This window comes from Actinoalloteichus hymeniacidonis, from assembly GCF_014203365.1.
Classification (GTDB): Bacteria; Actinomycetota; Actinomycetes; order Mycobacteriales; family Pseudonocardiaceae; genus Actinoalloteichus_A; species Actinoalloteichus_A hymeniacidonis.
Window position 1 is genome coordinate 5,781,932 of record NZ_JACHIS010000001.1, and the last position, 22,865, is coordinate 5,804,796.

Below are 22,865 nucleotides of genomic sequence, written 5' to 3' on the forward strand. Positions count from 1 at the left end.
CCCTGCTTGCCCACCCGGCGCCTGTTGCCTCGCGGTACTCGGAGTCCCGAGGGTCTCGAAGCGCGCATCACTTCTTCTCCGGAACCGGAGGAAGATCCACGTCCTCTGGCATCGGCGGGGCGGTCCAACTCCGCTCGGCAGCCAGCCGGGCGCCGCGCACGGTCTCCGGGGCCGCCGACGGGCCCGCGAGATCGCCATCGCGCCCGTCGAAGAATCCGGCGAGCTGAAGTTCCGCCTGCTTGAAATCGGTGAGCGGCGCGCCCCTGGTCGGAGCGGGACGCTCGCCACGCTGCAGTGCTTCGACGAGTTCCGTCGCCGACTCCGGCGTCTGGTTGTCGAAGTACTCGTAGTTCACCTGGAGTACCGGGCCGAGGTCGCAGGCCGCCAGACACTCGGCGTGCTCCAGGGTGATCGAGCCGGGGGCACCCGGCTCGCCCGAGGTCTCCTCGTGGCCGACACCCAGCCGCTCCTTGAGCCGCGCGTAGATGTCGTCGCCGCCCAAGGTGGCGCACAACGCGTTGGTGCACACGCTGACCAGGTGCTCACCGCAGGGACGACGCTTGTACATCGTGTAGAAGGTCGCCACCGCGCTGACCTCGGCGGTGCTCAGTTCGAGTTGCTCAGCGCAGAAGGCGATCCCGCCCTGGGTGACGCAACCCTCGACGGACTGCACCAGGTGCAGCAAGGGCAGCAACGCCGAACGGGACTGCGGGTAGCGGGCGACGACCTGCGCGGCCTTCTCCCGGATCCCGTCGAACACCGAGGCATCGGGCTTGGCGATCGGCGCGCTCGTCGATGGCGTCGAGGCCACCGCGTCGGCGTTCACCGCTGCCGCGTTCGGGTCCGCCGAGGCGGTTGCACCCTCTGCGGCTGGTTGTTCGGAATGACTCGTCACCGGTCCACACCACCCATCACCGGGTCGATCGAAGCCACCGACACGATGGCGTCCGCGATCAAGCCGCCTTCGGACATCGCCGGGAATGACTGCAGGTTCACAAAACTGGGTTCCCGGACGTGCGCCCGCATCGGCCGGGTTCCACCGTCGGAGACCAGGTGGACGCCCAGCTCGCCGCGCGGCGACTCGACCGGAACGTAGACCTGGCCCGCAGGCACGTCGAAGCCCTCGGTCACCAGCTTGAAGTGATGGATCAACGACTCCATCGACTGGCCCATGATCTTGCGGACGTGCTCAAGCGAGTTACCGAGACCGTCCGGTCCGATGGTGAGCTTCGCAGGCCAGGCGACCTTGCCGTCGGCGACCATGACCGGGTCACCCTCGGTCTCACGCAGCTTGGGCAGCGTCTGCTCGATGATGCGCATCGACTGCTGGATCTCCTCGATCCGCAGGAGATACCGGGCGAAGGCGTCACCGTCGTTGAGCGTGGGGACGTCGAAGTCGTATTCCTCGTACCCGCAGTAGGGCTGCGTCTTGCGCAGGTCCCAGCCCAGCCCGGCGGAGCGCAGGATCGGGCCGGTGATGCCGAGTTGCAGGCAGCCGTCCAACGGGAGGTAGCCGACGTCGCCGAGCCTGCGCCGCCAGATCGGCTGGCCGGTGAACAGCGAGTCGTAGTCCTTCATCCGCTTGGTCATCAGCGTCAGGAACTCGCGGATCTTCTGCTCGTAGCCCTTGGGCAGGTCCTGTGCGAGCCCGCCCGGCCGGATGAACGCGTGGTTCATCCGCAGACCGGTCAGGAACTCCAGCAGGTGCAGGACTTCCTCCCGCTCCCGGAAGCCGAACACCATGCCGGTGGTGGAGCCGAGCTCCATGCCGCCGGTGGCCAGGTAGACCAGGTGCGAGCTCATCCGGTTCAACTCCATCAGGAGGACCCGGACGATGTCGGCGCGACGCGGGGCGGTGATGCCGAGCAGTTTCTCGACACCGAGGCAGTAGGCGGTCTCGGTGTGCAGCGGCGCGAGGTAGTCCATCCGCGTCACGAAGGTCACGCCCTGCGTCCACGTCCGGTACTCGATGTTCTTCTCGATACCGGTGTGCAGGTAGCCGACGACCACTCGGGACTGGGTGACCGTCTCACCTTCGAGTTCGAGCACCAGTCGCAGCACGCCGTGCGTGGACGGGTGCTGCGGACCCATGTTGATGACGATGCGCTCGTCTTTGTCGGCCGAGGTCTGGATCTCGTCCCAGTCCCCGCCGCTGACGTTGTAGACCTTGCCCTCGGTGGTGTCCCGAGCGGTGGCCTCGTACGGGTCGGCGGTCGTCGAACCGCTCGCTCCCGACGGGCTGGTGTCGGTTCCCGTGGTGACGTCGGCGATGGTCTCGCCTGCCTCCGCCGTCGGGTTCGCGTTGTCGCTTCTACTCATGAGTAGGACCTCCGCTGGTCCGGCGGCGGAATCTCCGCGCCCTTGTACTCCACCGGGATTCCGCCGAGCGGGTAGTCCTTGCGCTGCGGGTGGCCGTCCCAGTCATCGGGCATCAGGATCCGGGTCAACGCCGGGTGTCCGTCGTAGACGATGCCGAACATGTCCCACGCCTCGCGCTCCTGCCAGTCCGCCGTGGGGTAGACCTCCACGACGCTGGGGATGTGGGCGTCCTCGACGTCGACCGCGACCTCCAGGCGAATGCGCCGCCGGTAGGTCATCGAGGTCAGGTGGTAGACCGAGTGCAGGCGCTGCGGCACATCCACGCCGTAGTCCACACCGGATACCGAGCTGCACAGCTCGAAGCGCAGCGCCGGGTCGTCCCGCAGGGTCCGGCAGGTCTCCAGCAGGTGCTCACGACGGAGGTAGAAGGTGATCTCGCCTCGGTCGATGGTGATCTGTTGGATCGCATCGGCGGGGATGCCGCGTTCGGCGTAGGCCGCCAACAGCTCGTCGGTCATCTCGTCGAACCAGCCGCCGAACGGCCGCTGCGCGGCGGGCGGGCTGTAGGCGGGCAGCCGAAGGCCGCCGTAACCGGTGGTGTCACCGCTGCCCCGGACGCCGAACATGCCCTGTCGGGCGCGTCCTGCGACGACGCCGCCCCGGGCCTCGTGCTCGGCCTCGTCCTTGGACGTCAGGTCCGCGGAGCTGGTCGAACCGTCGCCCGCGAGAGGGCCGCGATCCGGCAGCTTCTTATCGATCTCGTCACTCACGAGTGCCTCACCCGCTCACTTCTTCTTCGCGTAACGAACCGAGGAGGGCACCAACTCGGTGCGGTGGCCTGCTTCGGCGAGCGCGGCGGCGCGCTTCGGGCCGAGCGGCTCGTCCATCACCTTGGCGTGCAGCTTGAGGATCGAGTCCAGCAGCATCTCGGGCCTGGGCGGGCAACCGGGCAGGTACATGTCGACCGGCACGACGTGGTCGACGCCCTGTACCACCGCGTAGTTGTTGAACATGCCACCGGTGGAGGCGCAGACGCCCATCGCCAGCACCCAACGCGGTTCCGGCATCTGGTCGTAGATCTGCCGGAGCACCGGGGCCATCTTGTTGGTGACGCGGCCCGCGACGATCATCAGGTCGGCCTGGCGCGGCGTGGCACTGAAGCGCTCCATGCCGAAGCGCGCGATGTCGTAGCGCGATCCGCCCGCGGTCATCATCTCGATCGCGCAGCAGGCCAACCCGAAGGTGGCAGGCCACATCGATGTCTTCCTCGTCCAGTTGACCAGCTTCTCCACGCTGGTCAGCAGGATGCCGTTCGGCAGTTTCTCTTCAAGTCCCATGGTCTTCTCGCGTTCCTCCCCGACGACCGTCTGTTTGTCGAACGACCTAGTCCCAGTCCAGGCCGCCGAGCCGCCACTCGTAAACGAAGGCGATCGTGACGGCGAACAGGAAGGTTCCGACCGCGACCAGTCCGAACACACCCAGTGCGTCATGGGCCACGGCGTAGGGGTAGAGGAAGACGACCTCGACGTCGAACAGGATGAACAGCATCCCGGTCAGATAGAACTTGACCGGCACTCGGCCACCGCCGACGACCGGCTGAGGCGAGGGTTCGATCCCGCATTCGTACGCGTCGAGCTTCGCCCTGTTGTAGCGGCGGGGCCCGATATAGGGAGCCGCCGTCACTGAGAACAGAGCGAATACGGCTGCCAACGCGAACAGCAACACGAGCGGGAGGTAAGACTCCAACACGTCGTCCGCCGTCCTTTCATCCTTGCCATCCAGGGTGGCTGAGCCGCCATCCGCTGGAACCCTAAGGGGTGGGTTTCGGTCTTGTTCTTGTTAGGCAGCCCTAAGTCCGGGCTGTGGTTCGCGGGCCGAACCGCGTCCGGCCTGGGCGATCAGGCGCTAGGGGCCAACCGGGTCGCGGCGGTGATCAACCGGTCCATCGCGTCCCCGTCCTTCTGGTCGTAGAGACCGGCGAGCAGCTTCAGCACGAACCGCCGCATCAGCGGTTCGATCGGCATCCCGTACTTGGTCGCGGTGCGCATCACCAGCGGGTTCCCGATCAGCTTCGAGAAGATGTTGCCCATCCGGTAGTAGCCGCCCAGGGCCTGCTTGACCGCGACCGGATAGTGCGCGAGCGCGCGCTCCCTGGAGGCGGCGGTGGGCCGGGCAGCGGCGTGGATCACGCAATCGGCGGCCAGCTTGGCCGACTCCATCGCATAAGCGATCCCCTCGCCGTTGAACGGGTTGACCATCCCACCGGCATCGCCGACCAACAGCAGACCGGCCTGGTAGTGCGGGGTGCGGTTGAAGCCCATCGGCAGGGCCGCGCCCTGGATCTTGCCGACGGCGTTCTCCTCGCGGAAGCCCCACTCCTCCGGCGTGCCCGCCAGCCAGGTCTTCATCAGCGCCCGGTAGTCGGTCTTGCCGTAGGCCTTGGAGGTCGAGAGGATGCCCAGCCCGGCGTTCACCGTGCCGTCGCCGACCGGGAAGAGCCAGCCGTAGCCGGGCAGCAGCTTGGGATTGGCGGAATCGGTCCGGTCCCACAGCTCCAGGTGGGATTCCAGGTAGTCGTCGTTGGTGCGGGGGCTCTCGTAGTAGCGGCGGACGGCCACACCCATCGGGCGGCCCTCTCGCTTGTCGATGCCCACCGACAGCGCCAATCGCGAGGACACTCCGTCGCAGGCGATCACCAGGGGCGCGTGGTAGCTGACCGGGGTCCGATCCGGACCGGTCTTGGCCCGGACACCGGTCACCCGGCCGGTCCGCTCCTCGACGATGGCGCCGGTGACGGTGGTGTCCTGCTGCATCCGTGCGCCGAAGCCGACGGCGTGCTTGGCGAGCAGGTCGTCGAAGTCCTGGCGCGGCCGAACGACGCCGTAGGGCGGGAAAGTGGCCAGCTGCGGCCAGTCCAGCTCCATCGTGACGCCGCCACCGAGGACCCGCAGGCCCTTGTTGTGCAGCCAGCCCGCTTCTTCCCTGGTGTCGATGCCGAGGTCGATGAGCTGCTTGACGCCCCGGGGGGTCAGTCCGTCACCGCACACCTTCTCCCTGGGGAAGGTGGACTTCTCGAGCATCAACACGTCGACGCCCGCCCTGGCCAGGTAGGCGGCCATGGTCGCACCCGCCGGACCTGCTCCAACCACGATGACCTCGGCGTCGTCACCGTCTCGCCGCCGACTGACCGGCACCGACGTGGTCACGTCATCGCCCCCGCTCATACCACTCCTTGTGAACGAGTTCACTAAGTCAGGGCCGAGTCTAGGTCACGCCTTAACCGGAGTTTCAGCCCGCCACCGGTACCCCGACGGCCGCATCCGGGCACCGACATTCGGCCGAGCGCCGATCCGCGGGAACGGACCGCGCGGGATGGACCGGGCAATGTGGACGAGACGAACGAATCCGACGTTGCACCGAGAACGGTCGAAGCCGATTTCTCGACGCAGGGCGATCAACCGATCACAACTCGGCCGGGTAGATCACCCCGGCCAAGATCATTTGAGGCTCAGGCGGGCCGGACAGCCCGATGCAGCGCCACGGCACCGAAAGTGAGATCCCGCCAGGCGGCCCTCTCCCAGCCGGCCTTGCCGATCAGCCGCGCCAGGTTCTCCTGATCCGGCCATGAGCGGATCGACTCGGTGAGGTACGCGTAGGCCTCCGGATTCGAGGACACCACCTTGGCCACCGCAGGCAGCGCATTGAGCACCAGGCCGTAGTAGGCCTCCCGGATCAGGGCCGGTCGCGGGGTGGAGAACTCGCAGATCACCAGGCGTCCGCCCGGCCGCACGACACGGAACATCTCGCGGAGAGCGGCCTCGGTGTCGACCATGTTCCGCAGGGCGAACATGATGGTCAACCCGTCGAAGGAGGCATCGGCGAAGGGCAGGGCGAGACCGTCGGCGGCCACCATCGGAACGTTTCGGTCACGGCCGCGCCGCAGCATGCCGAGGGAGAAATCGGCGGCGACGCACCAGGCTCCGGAGCGGCCGATCTCCACCGTCGAGACGCCGGTGCCCGCCGCGAGATCGAGAATCCGTTCACCCGGCACGGCGGCCAGGGCCTGCAGGGCGGCTCGACGCCAGTACCGATCCAGCCCGGCGGTCAGCACGGTGTTCGTGCGGTCGTAACCCTCCGCGACCCCGTCGAACATGTCGGCGACTTCCCGAGGATCCTTGTCCAGATCAGCCCTCACCACGTGGTCAGCCTACGCGGCGGCCTGCGAGGATCGCCCGGGTACTCACCGGGATTCGGCGCGGGTCCGACCGATCGGATCGGGCTCGCCGGCACCCGATACGGGACGTGTCGTCCGGCCGAGGTCTCGGTCCGGAAACGATCTCCGATACCCGGAACCACCGGGACGTGAACACCGATGATCCGAAGTCTTGGCTCAGTGATCCAGCGCACGTCATCTACTGGTCGCATCGGAGACACCGGAAGGCGTCACGATAAGGCGGCATGACCCTCATGCCGTCCGTCTCCGGGCAGCCGATCGACCCGGGAACGCTCTCTCGAGCACTGGAGATCGCGGGCCGCCTCGCGGGCGACGCCGCCGACGTCATCATCGCCAAGGCGGGTCGTGGTGCCCGTCCTGCCGCGCGTGATTCGCCGTTCGACTGGGTGACCGACACGCATCGCACGTTGGAGAGACACACCCGCCGGGTGCTGGCCGAGCACTTCCCGGATATCCCGGTGTTCGGCGCGGAGACCGCCCGGGTGTTCGGTTCCGTCGAGGCCGCCGAACCCACCGGTCCGAGGTGGGTGGTCAGCGCGGTCGACGGCAACGCCAACTTCGTCGCGGGCGTCCCGTGGTGTGCGTTCAGCCTGGCGATGCTCGATGGGGATGTTCCATTGGTCGGCGTGGTGGCCGACCCGTTCCGGGGGCAGATCTACGCGGCCGCGCAAGGCCGAGGCATGCGCGCCAACGGCATCGGGGTGGTGCTCGCCGAGGCGAGTTCCTCGGCGGGCGCGGTGGTGTGCACCGAGTTCACCCGGACCGGGATGTGGCCGGGGATGGCGGAGTTCATCGGCATCGCCGCCGCCGCCCATGCAGGCGTCCGGGTGTTGGGCTGCTCCGCGTTGGCCATCACCCAGGTGGCGTTGGGACATGCGAGCGCCGCGGTGTTGCACGGCTGCCCGGAGCGCGACGTAGCGGGGGCGGTGACCCTGGCGGCGGAGGCCGGGGCGACGGTGTCCCGACTGCGATCACCCGCCGACGCCGCGTCCTCCGACGGCCTCTTGGTGGCCTCCCCCGGGATCGCCTCGGAGGTGACCCGCTGGTGGCAGGCCACCCATTCCTGACGGTGCGCTAGTCGAGCCCTGTTCGCGAGAACCGCCCCTGCCGATGATATTTATATGATATCTCTTTTATGTCGACGGCGATCATGCCGCGACGGACACCGGCGAACAGGGAGGGGTCGACGATGCGAACTCATCGACCGGGGTCGGCACACCGCGATCCGCAGGACAACCCGAAAGCGTCCAACCGAGGGACCCGCGCGATCGGCGTGCTGATGGCCGCGATGCTCGTCCTGACCAGCACCGCAACAGCAAGCGCCGCCTCCGATTCCCCGGCGGCCGCCGGCGGCCACGGCACCGACAAGGACGTGACCTTCACCGCCGCCGACGGCACCGAACTCCACGGCAGCCTGCGGCTGCCCGCCCACCAGACCCGGTCGATGCCCGCCGCACTGCTCATCGCGGGCAGCGGACCGACCGACCGCGATGGCAACAGCGCCACGATGCCCGGCGACATCGGCACGCTGCGATTCCTGGCCGACACCCTGGCCGCCAACGGGATCGCCACGCTGCGCTACGACAAACTCGGCAGCGGCGAGACCGGCATGGGCCCGTACGCCGACGACCCGAGCCGCGTCGACTTCGATGTGTTCGTCCAACACGCCGCCACCGGCCTGAACTTCCTCGCCGACCAGCCCGGCATCGACCGCGACCGGTTGATGGTCACCGGGCACAGCGAGGGCGGGCTGATCGGCTCGGTGCTGGCGACCGACGAGACCGGCGAGGTGCCACCGATCGCCGCGTTGGGTCTGCTCACTCCCGCGAGCCTGCGCTACCTGACCATCATTGAGAACCAACTCACCGCCCAGCTGAACGCGCAGGTCGAAGCCGGTCTGCTCCCCCGAGAACTGGCCGACTCGCTCCTCGCCTCGGCCGCGGAGATCACCGTGTCCCTCCGGGAGCACGGCAGGCTGCCCGACTCGGTCCCGCCGGAGCTCGCCGCCCTGTTCAATCCGGGGGTCGAGAAGTTCCTGCACACGGTCGATCAGCACGATCCCAAGGAACTGGCCGCCCGACTGCCCGAGCACACCTCGGTGTTCCTGGCCTGCGCCACCGCCGATATCCAGGTCTCCTGCACCGATGTCGAGCACGTGCGGGACGGCTTAGCGCAGCGCCCGGCCGGTCATGCGACCGATTCCACCCTGTTCGAGGTGAACCACGTGCTCAAGGAGGTCGGCGACGCCGGTTCCGACGGCAGCGAATACGGCGAGCCGCTGCCGTTCTCCCGGCAGTTGAAGGCCGAGCTGTCGTGGTTCCTGCTCACTCAGCTGTGGTTCCGCTAACCCGCTCGGCACCGAAGGGGGTGTCGAAGTCGACCACGAGTTCGGCACCCACCGGTTCCGCCTGGCACGTGAGCACGAATCCCGCCTCGACCTCCGCCGGTTCCAGTGCGTAGTTCCGCCGCATCCGGGCCTCGCCGGTGGCCACGTATGCCCGGCAGGTTCCGCAGACCCCGCCCCGACAGGCGAAGGGCAGATCGGCGCGGTTGCGCTGTGCCGAATCCAGAATCGGCCGGTCCCGGGGCAGGGTCATGGTGGTGCTGCGACCGTCGAGGATCACCGTGACCCGACTCATCTGGTCGGCCGTGGCCGAGGATTGGCCGTCGCCCGTGTCCCCTCGCCGGGGTGCGGGCGGCGGTTCGGCCACATAGAACAACTCGCGGTGCACCCGCTGTCCGGGAACCCCGAGTTCACCGAGAACCGTCTGCGCGTCGGAGACCAGGCCGACCGGGCCGCACAACCACCAGTGATCGATGTCGACGGTGGGCACCAAAGAGGTGAGCAGCCTGCGCAGTCGATCCTGATCCAAGCGGCCGGAGAACAACTCGACCGAGCTTGGCTCCCGGCTGAACAGGTGGATCACCTGGAGCCGATCGGGATAACGATCCTTCAGGTCGGCCAGCTCCTCGGCGAACATCACCGTGTCGCCACTGCGATTGCCGTACAGCAGGGTGGCGCGCCTGCCGGGCCGGGCCAGCAGGCTGGACAGGATCGACAACACCGGTGTGATCCCCGAACCGGCCGCGATGAAGCCGTGCTGCGCCACCTGCTCCAGATCAGGAGTGAACCGACCCTCCGGCGGCAGCACCGAGACCCGGTCCCCCACCTTGGCGACATCGACCAACCAGGCCGAACAGGCACCGCCGTCGACCCGACGCACCCCGATACGGGGCGCCTCGCCCTGCGCAGCACAGATCGAGTACGAGCGACGTTCCTCGCCGCCGGTCGACGACCCCGAGCCGAGTTCCGTCTGTCGATCGAGAACCCGGACCTCGGCACCGGACCAGCGGATCGTGAGGTACTGGCCCGGCTGGAACGCGAAGTCCTCGGCGTCCGCCGGTTCGACGTCGAAGGAGACGGCGACCGCATCGGCACACAGTCGTTCGATTCGGCTGATGGTCAGGGTGCTCGGCGTCGGGCGGCGAACCGATCGGGCAGGCTGCGCCGAGCCCGACGACTCGGCCCGCATAGTCCCGTCCGGTCCACCCGACACCGCTTCGGCTGCCACTAGATCTCCTTGACCTGTTCGAAGGGCTCCCGACAGTCGAGGCAACGCCGCAACGCACGGCAGGCCGTCGCCCCGAATCGGGACAGCTCCTCGGTGTTCGTCGATGCGCACTGCGGACAGCGGACCAGCGCGGGCGGCGGCGTCAATTGCAGCGGCACCGGACCGCCTCGGGCGGCCTCCCGCGCCGCCGGGCCCACGGCTCGCGGCGGCGCGATGCCGTTGGTAAGCAGGGCCTGTCGCCCCCGATCGCTGATCCAGTCGGTGGTCCACGCCGGGCTGAGCACCGTCCGGATCTCCACCGAGACACAACCCGCGTCGGCCAGGGCGTCTCGCAGGGCCGCGCGCATCTCCACCAGCGCCGGGCAACCCGAGTAGGTGGGCGTGATCGTCACCGACACCCGCCCCGCCGTGTCGACGGCGACCTCGCGTAAGACTCCGAGATCGGCCAGGGTGAGGAAGGGGAGTTCCGGGTCGACGACCTCGGCGGCGACCTCGCGAATCCGTTGCGGCGTCGGCACGATCATCACCACACCGCCGCCGGATCGGCCCTGGCGAGCTCTTGCATCTCGGCGAGCAGCTCGGTCAACGCCGGGGTGTGCTCGCCCCAGCGGCCTCGGTTCTCGATCGGGCCCGTCTCGATCGCCGCTGTGACCGGCGCGATCCACTCATCCAGGTCCCCGGCGGCCAACACCTGACTCAAGGCGTCGACGACCTCCCCGCGCAACCGCTCGGGTTCCACCGCGACTCCCACCGAGGCAAGCGACCGCTCCACCGGATGCGAGGTGAACAGCTCTCCCAACCAGGGCAGCAGCCGTTCGATCCCGCGTGCGGTCCGCTCGGCCGACTCGCGCGTACCGTCGCCGAGCCGAACGACCCATTGCGCGGCGTGATCCCGGTGATAGCCGAGTTCCTTGACGCCTTTGGCGGCCACGGCGGCCAACACCGGGTCCGAGGAGTCGATCAGCGAGCGCAGACACGCCAGCCGCCAGCTGGAGAAGACCAGCAGCCGCACCATCGTCACGGCGAAGTCGCCGCCCGGGCCGGGACCGCAGTCGATCTCCACCAGGCCGACGTTGCGGAACTGGGCCGCGTCCCGCAGGTAGGCCAGGGTGTCCTCGGTACGCCCGGCGCCCTCCGCCTCCCCCGCCCTGGTCAACAACAGGCGCGCCTGGCCGAGCAGGTCGAGCGCGATGTTGGCGATCGCGACGTCCTCCTCCAGCTCGGGCCCCCGCGAACACCATTCGGCGAGCCGCTGGGCCAGGATGAGGGCGTCGTCGCCCAGCATCAGGCAGTACCGGGCGAGGTCGGCCGCGTCCACCTCGGTGGGCAGCGCGCGATCGACCCTGGCGTGTGGGTCGTCGAAGCCGGTTCCGAAGGCCCAGCGTTGGTCGTCGTGCTCCTCGGCCAGCGCCTCGTAGGCATTGTCGAAAGACATCGGCACCTCCCTCTCCTGGCCACCGGCCCGCGTCACAGGTGGGGAACGTCACCCGGGATCGCATAGAAGGTGGGGTGTCGGTAGATCTTGTCGCCGCTGGGCTCGAAGAACGAGTCCTTCTCGTCCGGGCTGGAGGCGGTGACAGCGGCGGCGGGCACCACCCAGATGCTCACGCCCTCGTTGCGCCGGGTGTAGAGATCCCGGGCATTGCGCAGGGCCAGATCGGCATCCGGGGCATGCAGCGAACCGACGTGCACGTGGTTGAGACCCCGCTTGCCCCGTAGGAAGACCTCGAAGAGCGGCCAGTGCGCCCGGGGTTGCTGCGGGGCGGCGGCGGTTGCCTCATTCGACCTGTCGGGCTCGGTCATCACGGCGCCCCTCGAACGACCTTGGCGGTACCGGACGCGCGTTTGGCCGCGTGCGCGGTGGCCGCCTCCCGAACCCAATCGCCTTCTCGATGGGCACGGCGTCGGTGGGCGATCCGTTCCGCGTTGCACGGCCCGCGACCACGCACCACCTCGTACAGCTCGTCCCAGTTCGGGGTGCCGAAATCGTGGGCGCCCCGGTCGGCGTTCCACCGCAGTTCTGGGTCCGGCAGCTCGACGCCGAGCCGGTCGGCCTGCGGCACGGTCATATCGACGAAACGCTGGCGGAGTTCGTCATTGGTGTGCCGTTTGATGCGCCAGGCCATCGAACGCGCGGTATTGGGCGAGGCGCCCTCCGGCGGGCCGAACATCATCAGCGACGGCCACCACCAGCGATTCACCGCGTCCTGCACGGAATCCCGCTGCATCCGGCTGCCGCCCATCATGGTCATCAGCAGTTCGTAGCCCTGCCGCTGATGGAAGGACTCCTCCTTGCAGATGCGGATCATCGCCCGGGCATAGGGCCCGTAGGAGGCGCGACACAGCGGCACCTGGTTGCAGATCGCCGCGCCGTCGACCAGCCAGCCGATCACGCCGACATCGGCGAAGGACAGCGTCGGGTAGTTGAAGATCGAGGAGTACTTCTGCCTGCCCTCGATGAGGTTCTCGGTGAGTTCCGCGCGGTCGACTCCGAGCGTCTCGGCGGCGGCGTAGAGGTACAGCCCGTGGCCCGCCTCGTCCTGAACCTTGGCCAGCAGCACCGATTTCCGGCGCAGTGTGGGCGCCTTCGAGATCCACACGCCCTCCGGCTGCATGCCGATGATCTCGGAGTGGGCGTGTTGGGCGATCTGTCTGATCAGGGTGGCGCGATAGGCATCCGGCATCCAGTCGCGTGGCTCGACACGGCTCTCGGATTCGACCAGGGACTGGAAATCCTGTTCGAGAGCCGCTGTGTCGGCGGGTTGGGCGAGCGTCACCGCGCACCTCCTCGGACGTGATCCTTGCCACTGATGTTACACCTGAGTGCCGCCTTGGGGTCTTTGCTGTCACATCGATTCGACTTCGATGGTCACAACCCGGCCGCCCTTTCGACCGTCTCTAGATCGTGACTGAAACGACGATCGACGCCCCGCCCGCAGACCTCGATCTTCTGGCCACGGTGGCGGAACTGGCCCAGCACGCAGGCCTGCTCGTCGCGGAGTTGTTCCACGGCGACCGTCGTCGGGCCTCGGCGATCGCCGAGGATGGCAGGTCCACTGTGGACCATGTCGTCGAGGATGCGGTTCGCGGCCGAATCCGAGCGCTGGCCCCACAGGACGGCATCCTCGGCGCGCGCGATCGAGCCGATGTGGCTGCGCCGGGTCGCCGCTGGCTCATCGATCCGCTGGACGGCATGCCGTTCTTCTCCGGCGGAATCCCCCTGTTCACCAGCGCGTTGACCTGCCGAGACGAGCACGGAATCCTCGCGGCGGCCCTGGTGATGCCGATGCAGCAGGAGTTGCTCTACGCCGGCCGGGGCAGAGGCGCCCTACTGCTGGCGGGCGAACGGTTCACCCCCGAGACGGCGGTGCCCGCCCGCATCACGCGGAACTCCACCGCGACCCAGCAGCGGGTGCTGTGGCCGGAGGACATCGGGGGCGTGCCGTACAAGACGGCCCTGCTGGCCACCGGCCGAGCCGATGCGGTGGTCATCGCCGCGCCGCCCTCGGCGCACTGGTGGGCGCCGCTGCCGATGCTCGTCCGCGAAGCCGGTGGGTGCATCGCGGATGCCGAGGGCCGGGAGACCGGCCGGGGGACCCTGCTGGCCTGCGCCTCGGATCGGCATCCCGAGCTGCGGGCGAGCCTGCTCGGCGCTCACGCAGGGTGAGTGTCGCCCTCGCTGACCCGACCGCGCCGACTTAGCCGTAGCCACGCCGACGCGAGCCGGACGGCGGCCTGCGGAAGCCCGCCGAGGTCAGTCGGCGGACGAGCGTTGCTCATCGGTCGAGGAAGGGTCGCGAACCGGACGGTGGACCGAGTGTGCCGAGGTCGCCCTGCCCCGGCGGCAGATCAACCAGATGACGGTGAGCAGCACCGCCCAGGTCGACACGAGGACCATCGCGGTCGGCAGCAACGTGAGTTCGAATCCCCGACCCGCCACCCGCACCAGGTCGGGTTCCTCGCGGTCGTACTCGACACGCACGAGGTCTTCCTCTTCGAGGCCCGCCGGATAGAGCACGCCGGTCTGCGGGCTGTGCACCGCACCTTCCGGGGTGTTGTACCTGATCAGCGTCCTGGGGAAGGTGACAGAGAGCACTTCGGCGGTGGTCTCGCCGAGGTCGCCCTCGATTCGGGCATCGCTCACCCGAGCACCGGACACCAACAGCGCGCTCATGATGGTGACCAATAATCCGACACCGAACAGCGCGATCGTGGTCCACCGACGGGGCCGGGAGAGTCGAGACCAACCAGCCCAACGACCACCGCGCCCGGATCTCCTCGACTCCGACACGACAGCGCACTCTAGCCGTCGCCGGAGTTCGCCGGGGCGATCCAGAGAAGGTGTCGAGCCGGGGTTCGCTCATCCATGTGATGTGTCCGTGCCGACTAGCAGCCCGCCTACCGCCCCTCTTACCCTCAACGAGTGAATACCGCCTCCCGTCAGACTCTTGTGGGCAGGCTGCGGGCACGCACAGTGGCAGCGTCTCCGGACGTAGATCTGCTGTCGTTGCTCCCCACCCCCGAACCGGTGTTCTCCTGGATGCACGATGGAGAAGGCGTGGTCGGCTGGGGGGAGGCCGTCCGACTCGATCTCGGCGGTGCCGATCGGTTCGCCGAGGCGGAGCAGTGGTGGCGTGATCTGGTCGCCAACACCGAGGTCGCCGACGACATCGGGCTGCCCGGCACCGGTCTGGTCGCCTTCGTCAGCATGGCCTTCGCCGATCAACCGGGCGCCTCGGTACTGGTGGTGCCCAAGGTCGTGGTCGGCAAGCGCGACGGTGTCGTCTGGCGCACCGAGCTGTATCGGGCCGGCGACGAACCAGAGGGTTCGATCGTCGAACCGGTGCGCCGGGTGCGGGTCACGCGCTATTCGGAAGGGCACCTCCCGGTCACCGGTTATCGCAAGGCGGTGACCGAGGCGGTCCGGCGGATGCGGGCTGGCGAGCTGGAGAAGGTCGTGCTCGCCCACGACCTGATCGCCGAGACCGACACCGCCCTGGACCAGCGTTTCCTGCTGCGCAATCTCGCCGCCCGCTACCCGAATTGCTGGACCTTCGCGGTGGACGGGCTGGTCGGGGCGACCCCGGAACTGTTGTTGCGCAAGACCGGCGCGACCGTGCAATCCCGGGTGTTGGCGGGTACCGCGTGGCCCGGTTCCGGCGGCGCGGATTCGGCCGGATCGAGCCTGGACTCCGCCAAGAACCTCAGCGAGCACGGCTTCGCGGTGCTCTCGCTGGCCGACACGCTGCGGCCCTTCTGCACCACGCTCGACGTCCCGACCCAGCCGAGGGTCCTGCAGTTGCCGAACGTGACCCATCTCGCCAGCGATGTCACCGGCAGGCTCGACCCGGCCGAGGCGACCGGCCCCGGCGCGCTGTTGCGGCTCATCCACGCCGTGCACCCCACCGCGGCGGTCGGTGGCACCCCGACGCCCGACGCGGTCGCCGTCATCGCCGAGTTGGAGGCGATGGATCGGGGACGCTACTCCGGGCCGGTCGGTTGGATCGATGCCGACGGCGACGGCGAACTGGGCATCGCGCTGCGCTGCGCCCAGGTCGAGGGCTCGCGGGTCCGACTGTTCGCAGGCTGCGGCATCGTCGTGGACTCCGATCCCGACGCCGAGGTGCGGGAGGCCGCCGCGAAGATGCTGCCGATCCGCGACGCCCTGGAAACGCCCTGAGATCCGGGGTGGCGGCGTTATCTACCTGTCGATCAGGTTGCTGATCTGACGGCGTGGGATGGCCAGTATCAGGCAACCTATGATCCGTTCGGTTCTGGTGGGTTGGAGTCCGGTTTCTTTTCGCCTGAGGCAGAGGAGCCGTAGCTTGAGCGGGGCAAGGTGTTGGCGGCGCGAATCAAGGCGGAGTCTCCGGTAGTCGCGAGCGTGGATTATCGGGCTGCGGGGATCATTCCCACGGGAAGCTGCATATTTTAAACCAACCTGCTGCCCACTCCCTGCATCGCGGCAAGGCGATCCCATCGCTATGGGTGCGACTAACACCGGAGGCGATGGGCGAAACGCAGGCAATCCCCAACCTCCTAAACCGACCAATTATATTCTTCCGGATCATCGCCATAAAACGGATATTCCTGCCAGCCCGCCAACAATGACACCACAATTCGACCCCTGAGAATAAAGTCAGCCTTCACCCAGGATCATTCACATAAAAACTTAGAAGACGCAACTACCTTCTTCTATCACTCCGTTCGCCTGATAGTCCACGCTGGCGACCACCGTAGACTCCGCCTTGATACGCGCGGCCAGCACCTTTCCCCGCTCACGCCACGCCTCCTCCACCTCAGGAGAAGAAAAACCGGACTCCAAGCCGCGATTGCCCGAGGGATCGTAGGTCGCCTGGTACTCGTCATCCCACGCCGTCAGATCAGCAACCAATCCGGCTGGCAACTGAAGATCCTCCCCAGCCTCCTCGATCGAATGATTATACCAACGCTCCCCCTGCTCGGGATAGTAAAAGAACGGATCCTCCCGCCAGCCAGCCAACAAATACACCACAATAGAACGAGACAATTTCAACTCCTATAACGATGGGTACGAAGCTTCCTCTTCAGCGAGATCGGATGAGCACCGACAATCAGACCAGTATCCGTGACCGTGATGGCCACGCGGCGCCTTTCGCCCTCAAATACCACCTCGTATACCGGACGATCGATACCACTGTATCCAACTACGGTGCCGCGTTCGAGTGCAGCAAAAACCAGATCGAGCATTCGATCTTTCGGAACGCCGACGTTGGCGAAGTCCTCGATACGACGCTTGCTGAGAATGTGTTCCACTCCGCCATTCGAACTTCCGCGCTCCGCCCAGACAGTTCGTCCGTCCGGCAGCCGACTTATACGGTCGACGCTCCCGGGCCTGATGACTACGCCCGCTTGTACTCGCTCTGCGATCAACTCCGCATCTGGAGTCCGACCTGCCCGCTCCCCCGCCGGTCCACTCGACGCCCCCTCGACCTGATCGGCCCCCGTCACCACCCCCGCGATGCCGTGACCCGCGATCGAGCGGCAATAGCCGTCGATGATGTCTAAAGCCTCGCCCAAGGCCGCATTCGCCAACCGGACGTCATCGCCCGCGTCGTGGCTCAGCCTGCGCATCTGGACTACCTGCGGCCAGATCGACCCCCGAGTAGCACCGTCGAAGATCTCGCCGCCCTCACCGATGGCGATCTCCGCCCGGACCGCGGCAGCCCGCGCCTCGGCTACCAGGGCATGCGCCCGGCGCAACTGTTCGACCACGTTCGTCACTGTCAATATTCGACCCCGCACCCTCCGTGTCCGCCATTCATGATGCGGCACGGCGGTGCGGGGTCTAGCGCCAATCCACCGAACGGAGCAACACGCCGGTTCCCACCGCCCGGAACCTCAGGTCAGTTCGCGCAGTGCGGTCCGCACCCGGTCTCGCAGTCGCGCGTGCACCGCGCGCAGGTCGGCCCGTTCGGTCCAGACCTCGACGACCCGCAGCCCCGGACGCGGCAGTAGCGCCTGCCGCAGCTCGGCGCCGGACGCCGCGAGGGTGTACTCGACGCCATAGCCCGCGCACAACGACTCCAGCGCGGCGCCATGCGGGGTGCCGAAGACCCGCTCGAAGGAGTCGCGGTGTTCCGGCGCGCCCTGTTCCAGCAGCTCGAAGATGCCGCCGCCATCGTCGTTGCACACCACGATGGTCAGGTCGGGCCTGCGTTCCGGCGGGCCGATGAGCAGCCCGTTGAGGTCGTGCAGGAAGGTCAGATCGCCGAGCAGGGCGTAACCGGGTCGCGTGGACGCGGCTTCGCCGTCGCCGGGTGAGGCCACCGCGTTCGACACCGCAAGGGCCGCGCCGACGGCCGTCGAGACGGTGCCGTCGATCCCCGCGGCCCCCCTGTTGCGCAGCACCCGCACATCGGGCCTGGTCCTGGCGCTGAGCGCGATATCCCGGGTGGGATTCGATGAGCCAACCACGAGCAAGGTCTCGGGCGGCAGGCCGTCGATCACCTCGGCGGCCACGGCCAGCCCGGTCGGCCCGGCCTGCTGGGCGAGCACCTCGGCCACCGCGCCGGTCACCGCGTGATCGGCGGCCTGCCAGGCCGCCAGCCACTCCGGGTCGGCGGGTGCGGCGCAATCCTGCACCGCCGTGCCCACCGCGCGGACGTTGTTGGCCGGGGTCGTCGAGTCGGGTGCCCCGATCAACAGCACCTCGATCGCCGGATCGGCCAATAGTGCCTGTACCTGGCGGAACACCGTGGGACGTCCCACGCAGAGCACCTGCTCCGGCCGATGCGCGGCGAGGAAGTCCCGGTCGGCGAGCAGGTGCATCCCGCCGGTCAACCCGGCGGCACCGATCGGTCCGACCCCGCCGGTCTCGGCGAGCAGTGGCCAACCGTTGCGGTGCGCCCACGCCGCGATGCGGTCGATGTCCACCGAGGCATCCGGCTCGGCCAGCAGAACCAGACCACGTGCCGTGTCCGGCCGCAGCGGCCGACCCGCTGCTGCGGGCTCCCTGCTCAGCCAGCCGCCGCCGTCGGGCCTGCCGTCCAGGGACTCGCACCAGTCGGTCTCGCCATCGGGCAGCAGGGGTTCCCGCAGACCGATGTTGAGCTGCACCGGCCCGGCCCCCGCTGCCATGCCCTCGGCTGCCTGCCAGGCACGACTCACCCGACTACGCCAATAGGCCTGCTGCCCCGGCCTGTTCTCGGCGACGGCCACCTCGTCGAACCAACGCAGCGCCGAGCCGAACAGTCGATGCTGATCGATCACCTGGTTGGCGCCCGAGGCCCGCAGCTCCGGCGGCCGGTCCGAGGTGAGGACCAGCAGGCCCACCCCGGATCGATCCGCCTCGGCCACCGCCGGGTGCAGATTCGCCGCAGCCGTCCCCGAGGTGCAGAACACCGCGACCGGCAGGCCTGCCGCCTTCGCGGCGCCGAGTGCCAGGAAACCGGCGCCCCGCTCGTCGATCCGAACGTGCAGCTCAAGGCTGCCCTGCTGCGCCGCCTCGAACAGCGCCAGCGAGAACGGGGCGTTGCGCGAGCCGGGACACAGCACGGCGATCCGCAGCCCGTGTCGGATCAGCTCGTCGACGATCACCCGCGCCTGCGCGGTGGCGGGGTTCACGGCCGTTTCGGGAACTGGCCGAAGTCGGGGGTGCGCTTCTCCCGGTAGGCGTTGCGGCCTTCCTGGGCTTCCTCGGTCATGTAGAACAACATGGTCGAATCGCCCGCGAGCTGCTGGACACCCGCCAGGCCGTCGTCGACGGCGTTGTGCGAGGCCTTGAGCATCCGCAGCGCCAGCGGCGAGTGCTGCAGCATCTGCCGTGCCCAGCTCACCGTCTCCCGCTCCAGCTGCGCCAACGGCACGACCGTGTTGACCAGGCCCATCTCCTCGGCCTCCGCAGCGTCGTACTGCTTGCAGAGGTACCAGATCTCCCTGGACTTCTTCTGGCCCACGATCCTGGCCAGCAGGCCGGAACCGTAACCGCCGTCGAAGGAACCGACCTTCGGACCGGTCTGGCCGAAGCGGGCGTTGTCGGCGGCGATGGTCAGGTCGCAGACGATGTGCAGGACGTGCCCGCCGCCGACCGCGTACCCGGCGACCATGGCGATGACCGGCTTGGGAGTGCGGCGGATCTGCACCTGCAGGTCGAGGACGTTGAGCCTGCCGATACCCCGGTTGGCCACGTCGTCGTCGCCGATGTAGCCGTCATCGCCCCGGATGCGCTGATCGCCGCCGGAGCAGAAGGCGAGATCCCCCTGTCCGGTGAGCACGATGACGCCGATCTCGTCGTCATCCCTGGCGCGGTTGAACGCATCGGAGAGCTCGAAGAGGGTCTGCGGGCGGAACGCGTTGCGTACCTCGGGTCGGTTGATGGTGATCTTCGCGATGCCCTCGGCGACCTCATACCGGATATCCCGGTAATCGCCGACGGAACGCCAGTCACAGGCGAGTTCGATGGAGGAGTGCGCGGGATCGGTCACCCGCCTAGGCTAGCCAGCGGTGAGGCGAAAACGGCTTGTGACCCTGGATACCGACCACACCGCGCAGACATCCGACCTGGTGACCCGGGCACTCGCGCGGGCATTGGACGACGGTCCCGCACTGCTGCCGCTGCCCGCCGAGCCCGAAGCCGAGCGGGCGCGGCTCGTGGCCGCCCTGCGTCCGGAAGAACCGTTGGAAGACGATTCGGTGGCGCTGATCGTCCCCACCTCCGGCTCGACCGGAACCCCCAAGGGCGTGCTGCTCAGCGCGGCTTCCCTGCGTGCCTCCGCCACCGCGACCCACCAGCGGCTCGGCGGGCCGGGTCGGTGGCTGTTGGCCCTGCCCGCGCGGCATATCGCCGGTCTGCAGGTGCTGACCCGATCACTGTTGGCGGGCAGACAACCGGTGTTGTTGGACTCTGCGGCGGGCTTTCGAACCGATCTGTTCGCGGCGGCGGCCCGCGAGACCCTCGCCGACGGTGATCGGTGCTACACCTCGCTGGTGCCGACCCAGCTGTCCCGGCTCGTCGCCGAGAACGGTCCTGGCCTGGCGGAACTGTGTCGCTTCGATGCGGTGCTCTGCGGCGGTGCCGCCACCCCGCCATCGCTGCTTGCCGCGGCCCGCGCGGCCGGGGTCAACGTCCGCACCACCTACGGCATGAGCGAGACCGCCGGGGGTTGTGTGTACGACGGTCACCCGCTGGACGGGGTGCGGTTCCGCCCGGATCGGGTCGGGGTCGCGGCGCCCGTCGGCTTGTCCGGGCCGATGCTGGCCCTGGGATACCGACTCGATCCCGAGCAGAGCGAGGCGTCGTTCGCCCACGGCTGGTTCCAGACCGGCGACTTCGGCGAGATGGACGAACAGGGTGTGCTGCACATCATCGGGCGAACCGATGAGCTGATCAACACCGGTGGCGCCAAGGTCGCCCCGCAGCTGGTGGAGCAGGTGCTCACCGCTCAGCCGGGCGTCGCGGAGGCCTGCGTGGTGGGGCTGCCGGACCCGGAATGGGGCGCGGTGGTCGCAGCACTCGTGGTCCCCACCGATCCCGCCCGTCCGCCTGCGGAGGAGGGGTTGCGGGCGGCCGTGCGCGAGAAGCTCGGGGCCGTGGCGGCGCCCAAGAGCTATCGACTCGCCTCGGAACTGCCGTTGCGCGGACCCGGCAAGGTGGATCGGCGGGCCGTCCGCAGCCTGCTGTCGGCCGAGCAACAAGGTTGATCGCGGCACACCCGCCCGGCCACGGTCGGAATCGATCTCACGGCGAGGTGTGGCGAACGCCTCGGCTACCGAACCGAGACCCGGCGAAGCGGCCCTTGCTCTAGGACCGGCCCGGCCGATGGCAGAGGATGAGGCCATGGCGACAGTCGCACAGTGGATTGAGGGAGCCCGGCCGAAGACCCTGCCCAACGCCGTGTCTCCGGTATTGGTGGGCACCGGGGCAGCCATCGGGCTCGGCGAGTTCGTATGGTGGATGGCGCTCGGCGCGCTGTGCCTGTCGATCTCGCTGATCGTCGGGGTCAACTACGCCAACGACTACTCGGACGGAATCCGAGGGACTGACGCCGTTCGAACCGGTCCGCTGCGGCTGGTGGGCTCCGGAGTGGCGAAGCCGAAGCAGGTGTTGATCGCTGCCATCGTGAGTCTGAGCATCGCCGTGGCGATCGGGGTGGCGCTGACCGTGCTGTCCCAGCAATGGTGGCTGGCACCGGTCGGACTGGTGTGTGTGGCCGCGGCCTGGTTCTACACCGGCGGCAAGCGGCCCTACGGCTACGCGGGCTTCGGCGAGGTCGCCGTCTTCGTCTTCTTCGGGCTGGTCGCCGTGTTGGGCACCGTCTTCCTCCAAGCAGGCCGGGTCAGCGGTGTGGACATCGGCGCGGCGGTGGCGGTGGGTGCGTTCTCCAGCGCCGTGTTGGTGACCAACAACCTGCGTGACATCAAGGAGGACGCGGTCACCGGGAAGCGGACCCTCGCGGTGCTTTTAGGAGACCGCGACACCAGAAACCTCTACCTGGCACTGATGACGGTCCCGTTCCTGATCACGGCCCTGATCGGTTTCCGCAACAGCTGGGCGCTGTTGGGCTTCCTCGCGGTCCCGCTCGCGGTGCCCGCGCTGCGGACCGTGCTCGGCGGGGCCACGGGCAAGCGATTGATCACCGCACTCCAACAGACCGGGTTGACCATGTTGATCTGGTCGGCCGCGACCGGAGTGGCCCTGGCCCTGGCCTGATCGGTTCCGACGCCGGGCAGGCGGCGCGGGTGCCCAAGCCCGCACCGCCTGCCCCGAAGTCGTGAGAAGCCGGCGAGTACCCGCCCTGCGAGGTCAGCGCAGGAACGTGGTTCCGCTGCCGTCCTCGTCCTGGCTCTCCTCGGCTGCCCGACGCGCCTCGATCACGTCGTCGAGGGTGTAGCCCTCTTCGAACTGTTGGAACAACTCGCGGGCCTCACCGAGCTGCGCGGTCAAGGCCCTGCGGACGTCCGGGTCGTCGTAGGCCTTGCCCTCCAGCACGTCGCGCCAGCTCAGCGCGCCGCCGTCCACCTTCTTGGCCAATTCCCGCAGTTCGGCGGGAGCATCGGCCTTCTTCGCCGCCTCGGCCAACTGAGCGACGTCGGCCTCGGAGATGCCCACCGGCGGTGGTGGCTTGAGCTTCTCCAACTCCTTCAGCAATTCCTTCGCCTGGCTCATCGAGCTGGCCATCTTGGCCTCGGCGGCTCTGACCTGGGGTGTCTTCCACGCCTCCGGGTCGAACTGGGATGTCACGACTGATCACCTTCCCTCA

The 22,865-nt window shown here is 68.3% G+C and carries 24 protein-coding genes; 6 read left to right on the forward strand and 18 right to left on the reverse strand.

Annotation, left to right across the window (positions count from 1 at the left end; translation table 11 throughout):
• Positions 1 to 67: 67 nt before the first annotated feature.
• From nuoE to BKA25_RS24615, 7 genes are all read right to left on the reverse strand, one after another.
• Positions 68 to 781: an NADH-quinone oxidoreductase subunit NuoE gene (gene nuoE, locus BKA25_RS24585; protein ID WP_069853211.1), complete on the reverse strand. Its 714-nt coding sequence runs from the start codon at positions 779 to 781 to the stop codon at positions 68 to 70.
• Between the two features lie 110 nt (positions 782 to 891).
• A complete protein-coding gene (locus BKA25_RS24590; RefSeq protein ID WP_069846299.1) occupies positions 892 to 2,319 on the reverse strand; it encodes an NADH-quinone oxidoreductase subunit D in 1,428 nt (475 codons plus the stop codon).
• On the reverse strand, positions 2,316 to 3,014 hold the full coding sequence (locus BKA25_RS24595) for an NADH-quinone oxidoreductase subunit C (RefSeq protein WP_069853210.1): 699 nt from the start codon (positions 3,012 to 3,014) through the stop codon (positions 2,316 to 2,318). Before BKA25_RS24595 ends, BKA25_RS24590 begins: the two co-directional genes overlap by 4 nt.
• Before the next feature lie 90 nt (positions 3,015 to 3,104).
• Positions 3,105 to 3,656 carry a NuoB/complex I 20 kDa subunit family protein gene (locus BKA25_RS24600; protein WP_069846297.1) on the reverse strand — a complete coding sequence of 184 codons (552 nt, stop codon included), beginning with the start codon at positions 3,654 to 3,656 and terminating at the stop codon, positions 3,105 to 3,107.
• A gap of 46 nt (positions 3,657 to 3,702) precedes the next feature.
• Positions 3,703 to 4,068 (reverse strand): NADH-quinone oxidoreductase subunit A, encoded by a 366-nt coding sequence (locus tag BKA25_RS24605; protein ID WP_069846296.1) that lies wholly within the window; start codon positions 4,066 to 4,068, stop codon positions 3,703 to 3,705.
• Positions 4,069 to 4,217: 149 nt separating this feature from the next.
• Positions 4,218 to 5,543, reverse strand: a complete 1,326-nt coding sequence (locus tag BKA25_RS24610; protein WP_069846294.1) for a geranylgeranyl reductase family protein — start codon at positions 5,541 to 5,543, stop codon at positions 4,218 to 4,220.
• Positions 5,544 to 5,827: 284 nt separating this feature from the next.
• Positions 5,828 to 6,517: a demethylmenaquinone methyltransferase gene (locus tag BKA25_RS24615; RefSeq protein ID WP_069846292.1), complete on the reverse strand. Its 690-nt coding sequence runs from the start codon at positions 6,515 to 6,517 to the stop codon at positions 5,828 to 5,830.
• Between the two features lie 260 nt (positions 6,518 to 6,777).
• Between BKA25_RS24615 and BKA25_RS24620 the strand changes: the two genes are divergently transcribed.
• Both BKA25_RS24620 and BKA25_RS24625 read left to right on the forward strand, forming a co-directional pair.
• Positions 6,778 to 7,620 carry an inositol monophosphatase family protein gene (locus BKA25_RS24620; RefSeq protein WP_069846291.1) on the forward strand — a complete coding sequence of 281 codons (843 nt, stop codon included), beginning with the start codon at positions 6,778 to 6,780 and terminating at the stop codon, positions 7,618 to 7,620.
• Between the two features lie 122 nt (positions 7,621 to 7,742).
• Positions 7,743 to 8,900, forward strand: coding sequence for an alpha/beta hydrolase (locus BKA25_RS24625; protein WP_216637778.1), 1,158 nt, complete (start codon positions 7,743 to 7,745; stop codon positions 8,898 to 8,900).
• Here the strand turns inward: BKA25_RS24625 and BKA25_RS24630 are convergent.
• From BKA25_RS24630 to paaA, 5 genes are read right to left on the reverse strand one after another with little or no spacing between them, the layout of a single operon-like run.
• Positions 8,878 to 10,086 (reverse strand): 2Fe-2S iron-sulfur cluster-binding protein, encoded by a 1,209-nt coding sequence (locus tag BKA25_RS24630; RefSeq protein ID WP_069853208.1) that lies wholly within the window; start codon positions 10,084 to 10,086, stop codon positions 8,878 to 8,880. The genes BKA25_RS24625 and BKA25_RS24630 overlap by 23 nt on opposite strands.
• 38 nt (positions 10,087 to 10,124) lie before the next feature.
• Positions 10,125 to 10,646: a 1,2-phenylacetyl-CoA epoxidase subunit PaaD gene (gene paaD, locus BKA25_RS24635; RefSeq protein ID WP_375791895.1), complete on the reverse strand. Its 522-nt coding sequence runs from the start codon at positions 10,644 to 10,646 to the stop codon at positions 10,125 to 10,127.
• A gap of 2 nt (positions 10,647 to 10,648) precedes the next feature.
• The gene (paaC, locus tag BKA25_RS24640) at positions 10,649 to 11,560 is read right to left on the reverse strand and encodes a 1,2-phenylacetyl-CoA epoxidase subunit PaaC (RefSeq protein WP_069853206.1); all 912 of its coding nucleotides are present in this window, start codon (positions 11,558 to 11,560) and stop codon (positions 10,649 to 10,651) included.
• A gap of 32 nt (positions 11,561 to 11,592) precedes the next feature.
• A complete protein-coding gene (gene paaB / locus BKA25_RS24645) occupies positions 11,593 to 11,928 on the reverse strand; it encodes a 1,2-phenylacetyl-CoA epoxidase subunit PaaB (RefSeq protein WP_069846289.1) in 336 nt (111 codons plus the stop codon).
• Positions 11,928 to 12,848 carry a 1,2-phenylacetyl-CoA epoxidase subunit PaaA gene (gene paaA / locus BKA25_RS24650; RefSeq protein WP_221313683.1) on the reverse strand — a complete coding sequence of 307 codons (921 nt, stop codon included), beginning with the start codon at positions 12,846 to 12,848 and terminating at the stop codon, positions 11,928 to 11,930. The genes paaB and paaA overlap by 1 nt, the downstream gene beginning before the upstream one ends.
• A gap of 182 nt (positions 12,849 to 13,030) precedes the next feature.
• Here paaA and BKA25_RS24655 point away from each other — a divergent pair, with 182 nt between their 5' ends.
• On the forward strand, positions 13,031 to 13,792 hold the full coding sequence (locus BKA25_RS24655; protein WP_069846286.1) for an inositol monophosphatase family protein: 762 nt from the start codon (positions 13,031 to 13,033) through the stop codon (positions 13,790 to 13,792).
• 87 nt (positions 13,793 to 13,879) lie between these two features.
• On the opposite strand, the gene BKA25_RS24660 is transcribed toward BKA25_RS24655, so the two are convergent.
• Positions 13,880 to 14,416 carry a DUF3592 domain-containing protein gene (locus tag BKA25_RS24660; RefSeq protein ID WP_184285104.1) on the reverse strand — a complete coding sequence of 179 codons (537 nt, stop codon included), beginning with the start codon at positions 14,414 to 14,416 and terminating at the stop codon, positions 13,880 to 13,882.
• A 132-nt stretch (positions 14,417 to 14,548) separates the two neighbouring features.
• Here BKA25_RS24660 and BKA25_RS24665 point away from each other — a divergent pair, with 132 nt between their 5' ends.
• Positions 14,549 to 15,805 carry an isochorismate synthase gene (locus BKA25_RS24665; RefSeq protein WP_236750462.1) on the forward strand — a complete coding sequence of 419 codons (1,257 nt, stop codon included), beginning with the start codon at positions 14,549 to 14,551 and terminating at the stop codon, positions 15,803 to 15,805.
• Between the two features lie 492 nt (positions 15,806 to 16,297).
• Here the strand turns inward: BKA25_RS24665 and BKA25_RS24670 are convergent, their stop codons facing one another.
• The 4 genes from BKA25_RS24670 to menB all read right to left on the reverse strand — a co-directional run bounded on the left by BKA25_RS24670 (position 16,298) and on the right by menB (position 20,090).
• The gene (locus BKA25_RS24670) at positions 16,298 to 16,660 is read right to left on the reverse strand and encodes an immunity protein CdiI family protein (protein ID WP_157420914.1); all 363 of its coding nucleotides are present in this window, start codon (positions 16,658 to 16,660) and stop codon (positions 16,298 to 16,300) included.
• Complete coding sequence (locus BKA25_RS24675) at positions 16,657 to 17,388, reverse strand: hypothetical protein (protein WP_157420913.1); 732 nt, start codon at positions 17,386 to 17,388, stop codon at positions 16,657 to 16,659. Before BKA25_RS24675 ends, BKA25_RS24670 begins: the two co-directional genes overlap by 4 nt.
• A 117-nt stretch (positions 17,389 to 17,505) precedes the next feature.
• Complete coding sequence (gene menD, locus BKA25_RS24680) at positions 17,506 to 19,230, reverse strand: 2-succinyl-5-enolpyruvyl-6-hydroxy-3-cyclohexene-1-carboxylic-acid synthase (protein ID WP_069846281.1); 1,725 nt, start codon at positions 19,228 to 19,230, stop codon at positions 17,506 to 17,508.
• Positions 19,227 to 20,090: a 1,4-dihydroxy-2-naphthoyl-CoA synthase gene (menB, locus tag BKA25_RS24685; RefSeq protein ID WP_084642444.1), complete on the reverse strand. Its 864-nt coding sequence runs from the start codon at positions 20,088 to 20,090 to the stop codon at positions 19,227 to 19,229. The genes menD and menB overlap by 4 nt, the downstream gene beginning before the upstream one ends.
• Before the next feature lie 37 nt (positions 20,091 to 20,127).
• On the opposite strand from menB, the gene menE reads away from it, so the two are divergent.
• Both menE and BKA25_RS24695 read left to right on the forward strand, forming a co-directional pair.
• A complete protein-coding gene (gene menE / locus BKA25_RS24690; protein WP_069846280.1) occupies positions 20,128 to 21,306 on the forward strand; it encodes an o-succinylbenzoate--CoA ligase in 1,179 nt (392 codons plus the stop codon).
• A 136-nt stretch (positions 21,307 to 21,442) separates the two neighbouring features.
• Positions 21,443 to 22,315, forward strand: a complete 873-nt coding sequence (locus BKA25_RS24695; RefSeq protein WP_069846274.1) for a 1,4-dihydroxy-2-naphthoate polyprenyltransferase — start codon at positions 21,443 to 21,445, stop codon at positions 22,313 to 22,315.
• A gap of 93 nt (positions 22,316 to 22,408) precedes the next feature.
• Here the strand turns inward: BKA25_RS24695 and BKA25_RS24700 are convergent, their stop codons facing one another.
• A complete protein-coding gene (locus BKA25_RS24700; RefSeq protein WP_084642441.1) occupies positions 22,409 to 22,846 on the reverse strand; it encodes a hypothetical protein in 438 nt (145 codons plus the stop codon).
• Between the last annotated feature and the right edge of the window lie 19 nt (positions 22,847 to 22,865).

Bases quoted from the DNA above. Each gene is read 5' to 3' on its own strand.
- BKA25_RS24630 (WP_069853208.1), bottom strand. From the start codon at position 10,086: ATGCGGGCCGAGTCGTCGGGCTCGGCGCAGCCTGCCCGATCGGTTCGC.
- paaC (WP_069853206.1), bottom strand. From the start codon at position 11,560: ATGTCTTTCGACAATGCCTACGAGGCGCTGGCCGAGGAGCACGACGAC.
- paaB (WP_069846289.1), bottom strand. From the start codon at position 11,928: ATGACCGAGCCCGACAGGTCGAATGAGGCAACCGCCGCCGCCCCGCAG.
- BKA25_RS24610 (WP_069846294.1), bottom strand. From the start codon at position 5,543: ATGAGCGGGGGCGATGACGTGACCACGTCGGTGCCGGTCAGTCGGCGG.
- BKA25_RS24625 (WP_216637778.1), top strand. From the start codon at position 7,743: ATGCGAACTCATCGACCGGGGTCGGCACACCGCGATCCGCAGGACAAC.
- BKA25_RS24590 (WP_069846299.1), bottom strand. From the start codon at position 2,319: ATGAGTAGAAGCGACAACGCGAACCCGACGGCGGAGGCAGGCGAGACC.
- BKA25_RS24600 (WP_069846297.1), bottom strand. From the start codon at position 3,656: ATGGGACTTGAAGAGAAACTGCCGAACGGCATCCTGCTGACCAGCGTG.
- BKA25_RS24695 (WP_069846274.1), top strand. From the start codon at position 21,443: ATGGCGACAGTCGCACAGTGGATTGAGGGAGCCCGGCCGAAGACCCTG.
- BKA25_RS24620 (WP_069846291.1), top strand. From the start codon at position 6,778: ATGACCCTCATGCCGTCCGTCTCCGGGCAGCCGATCGACCCGGGAACG.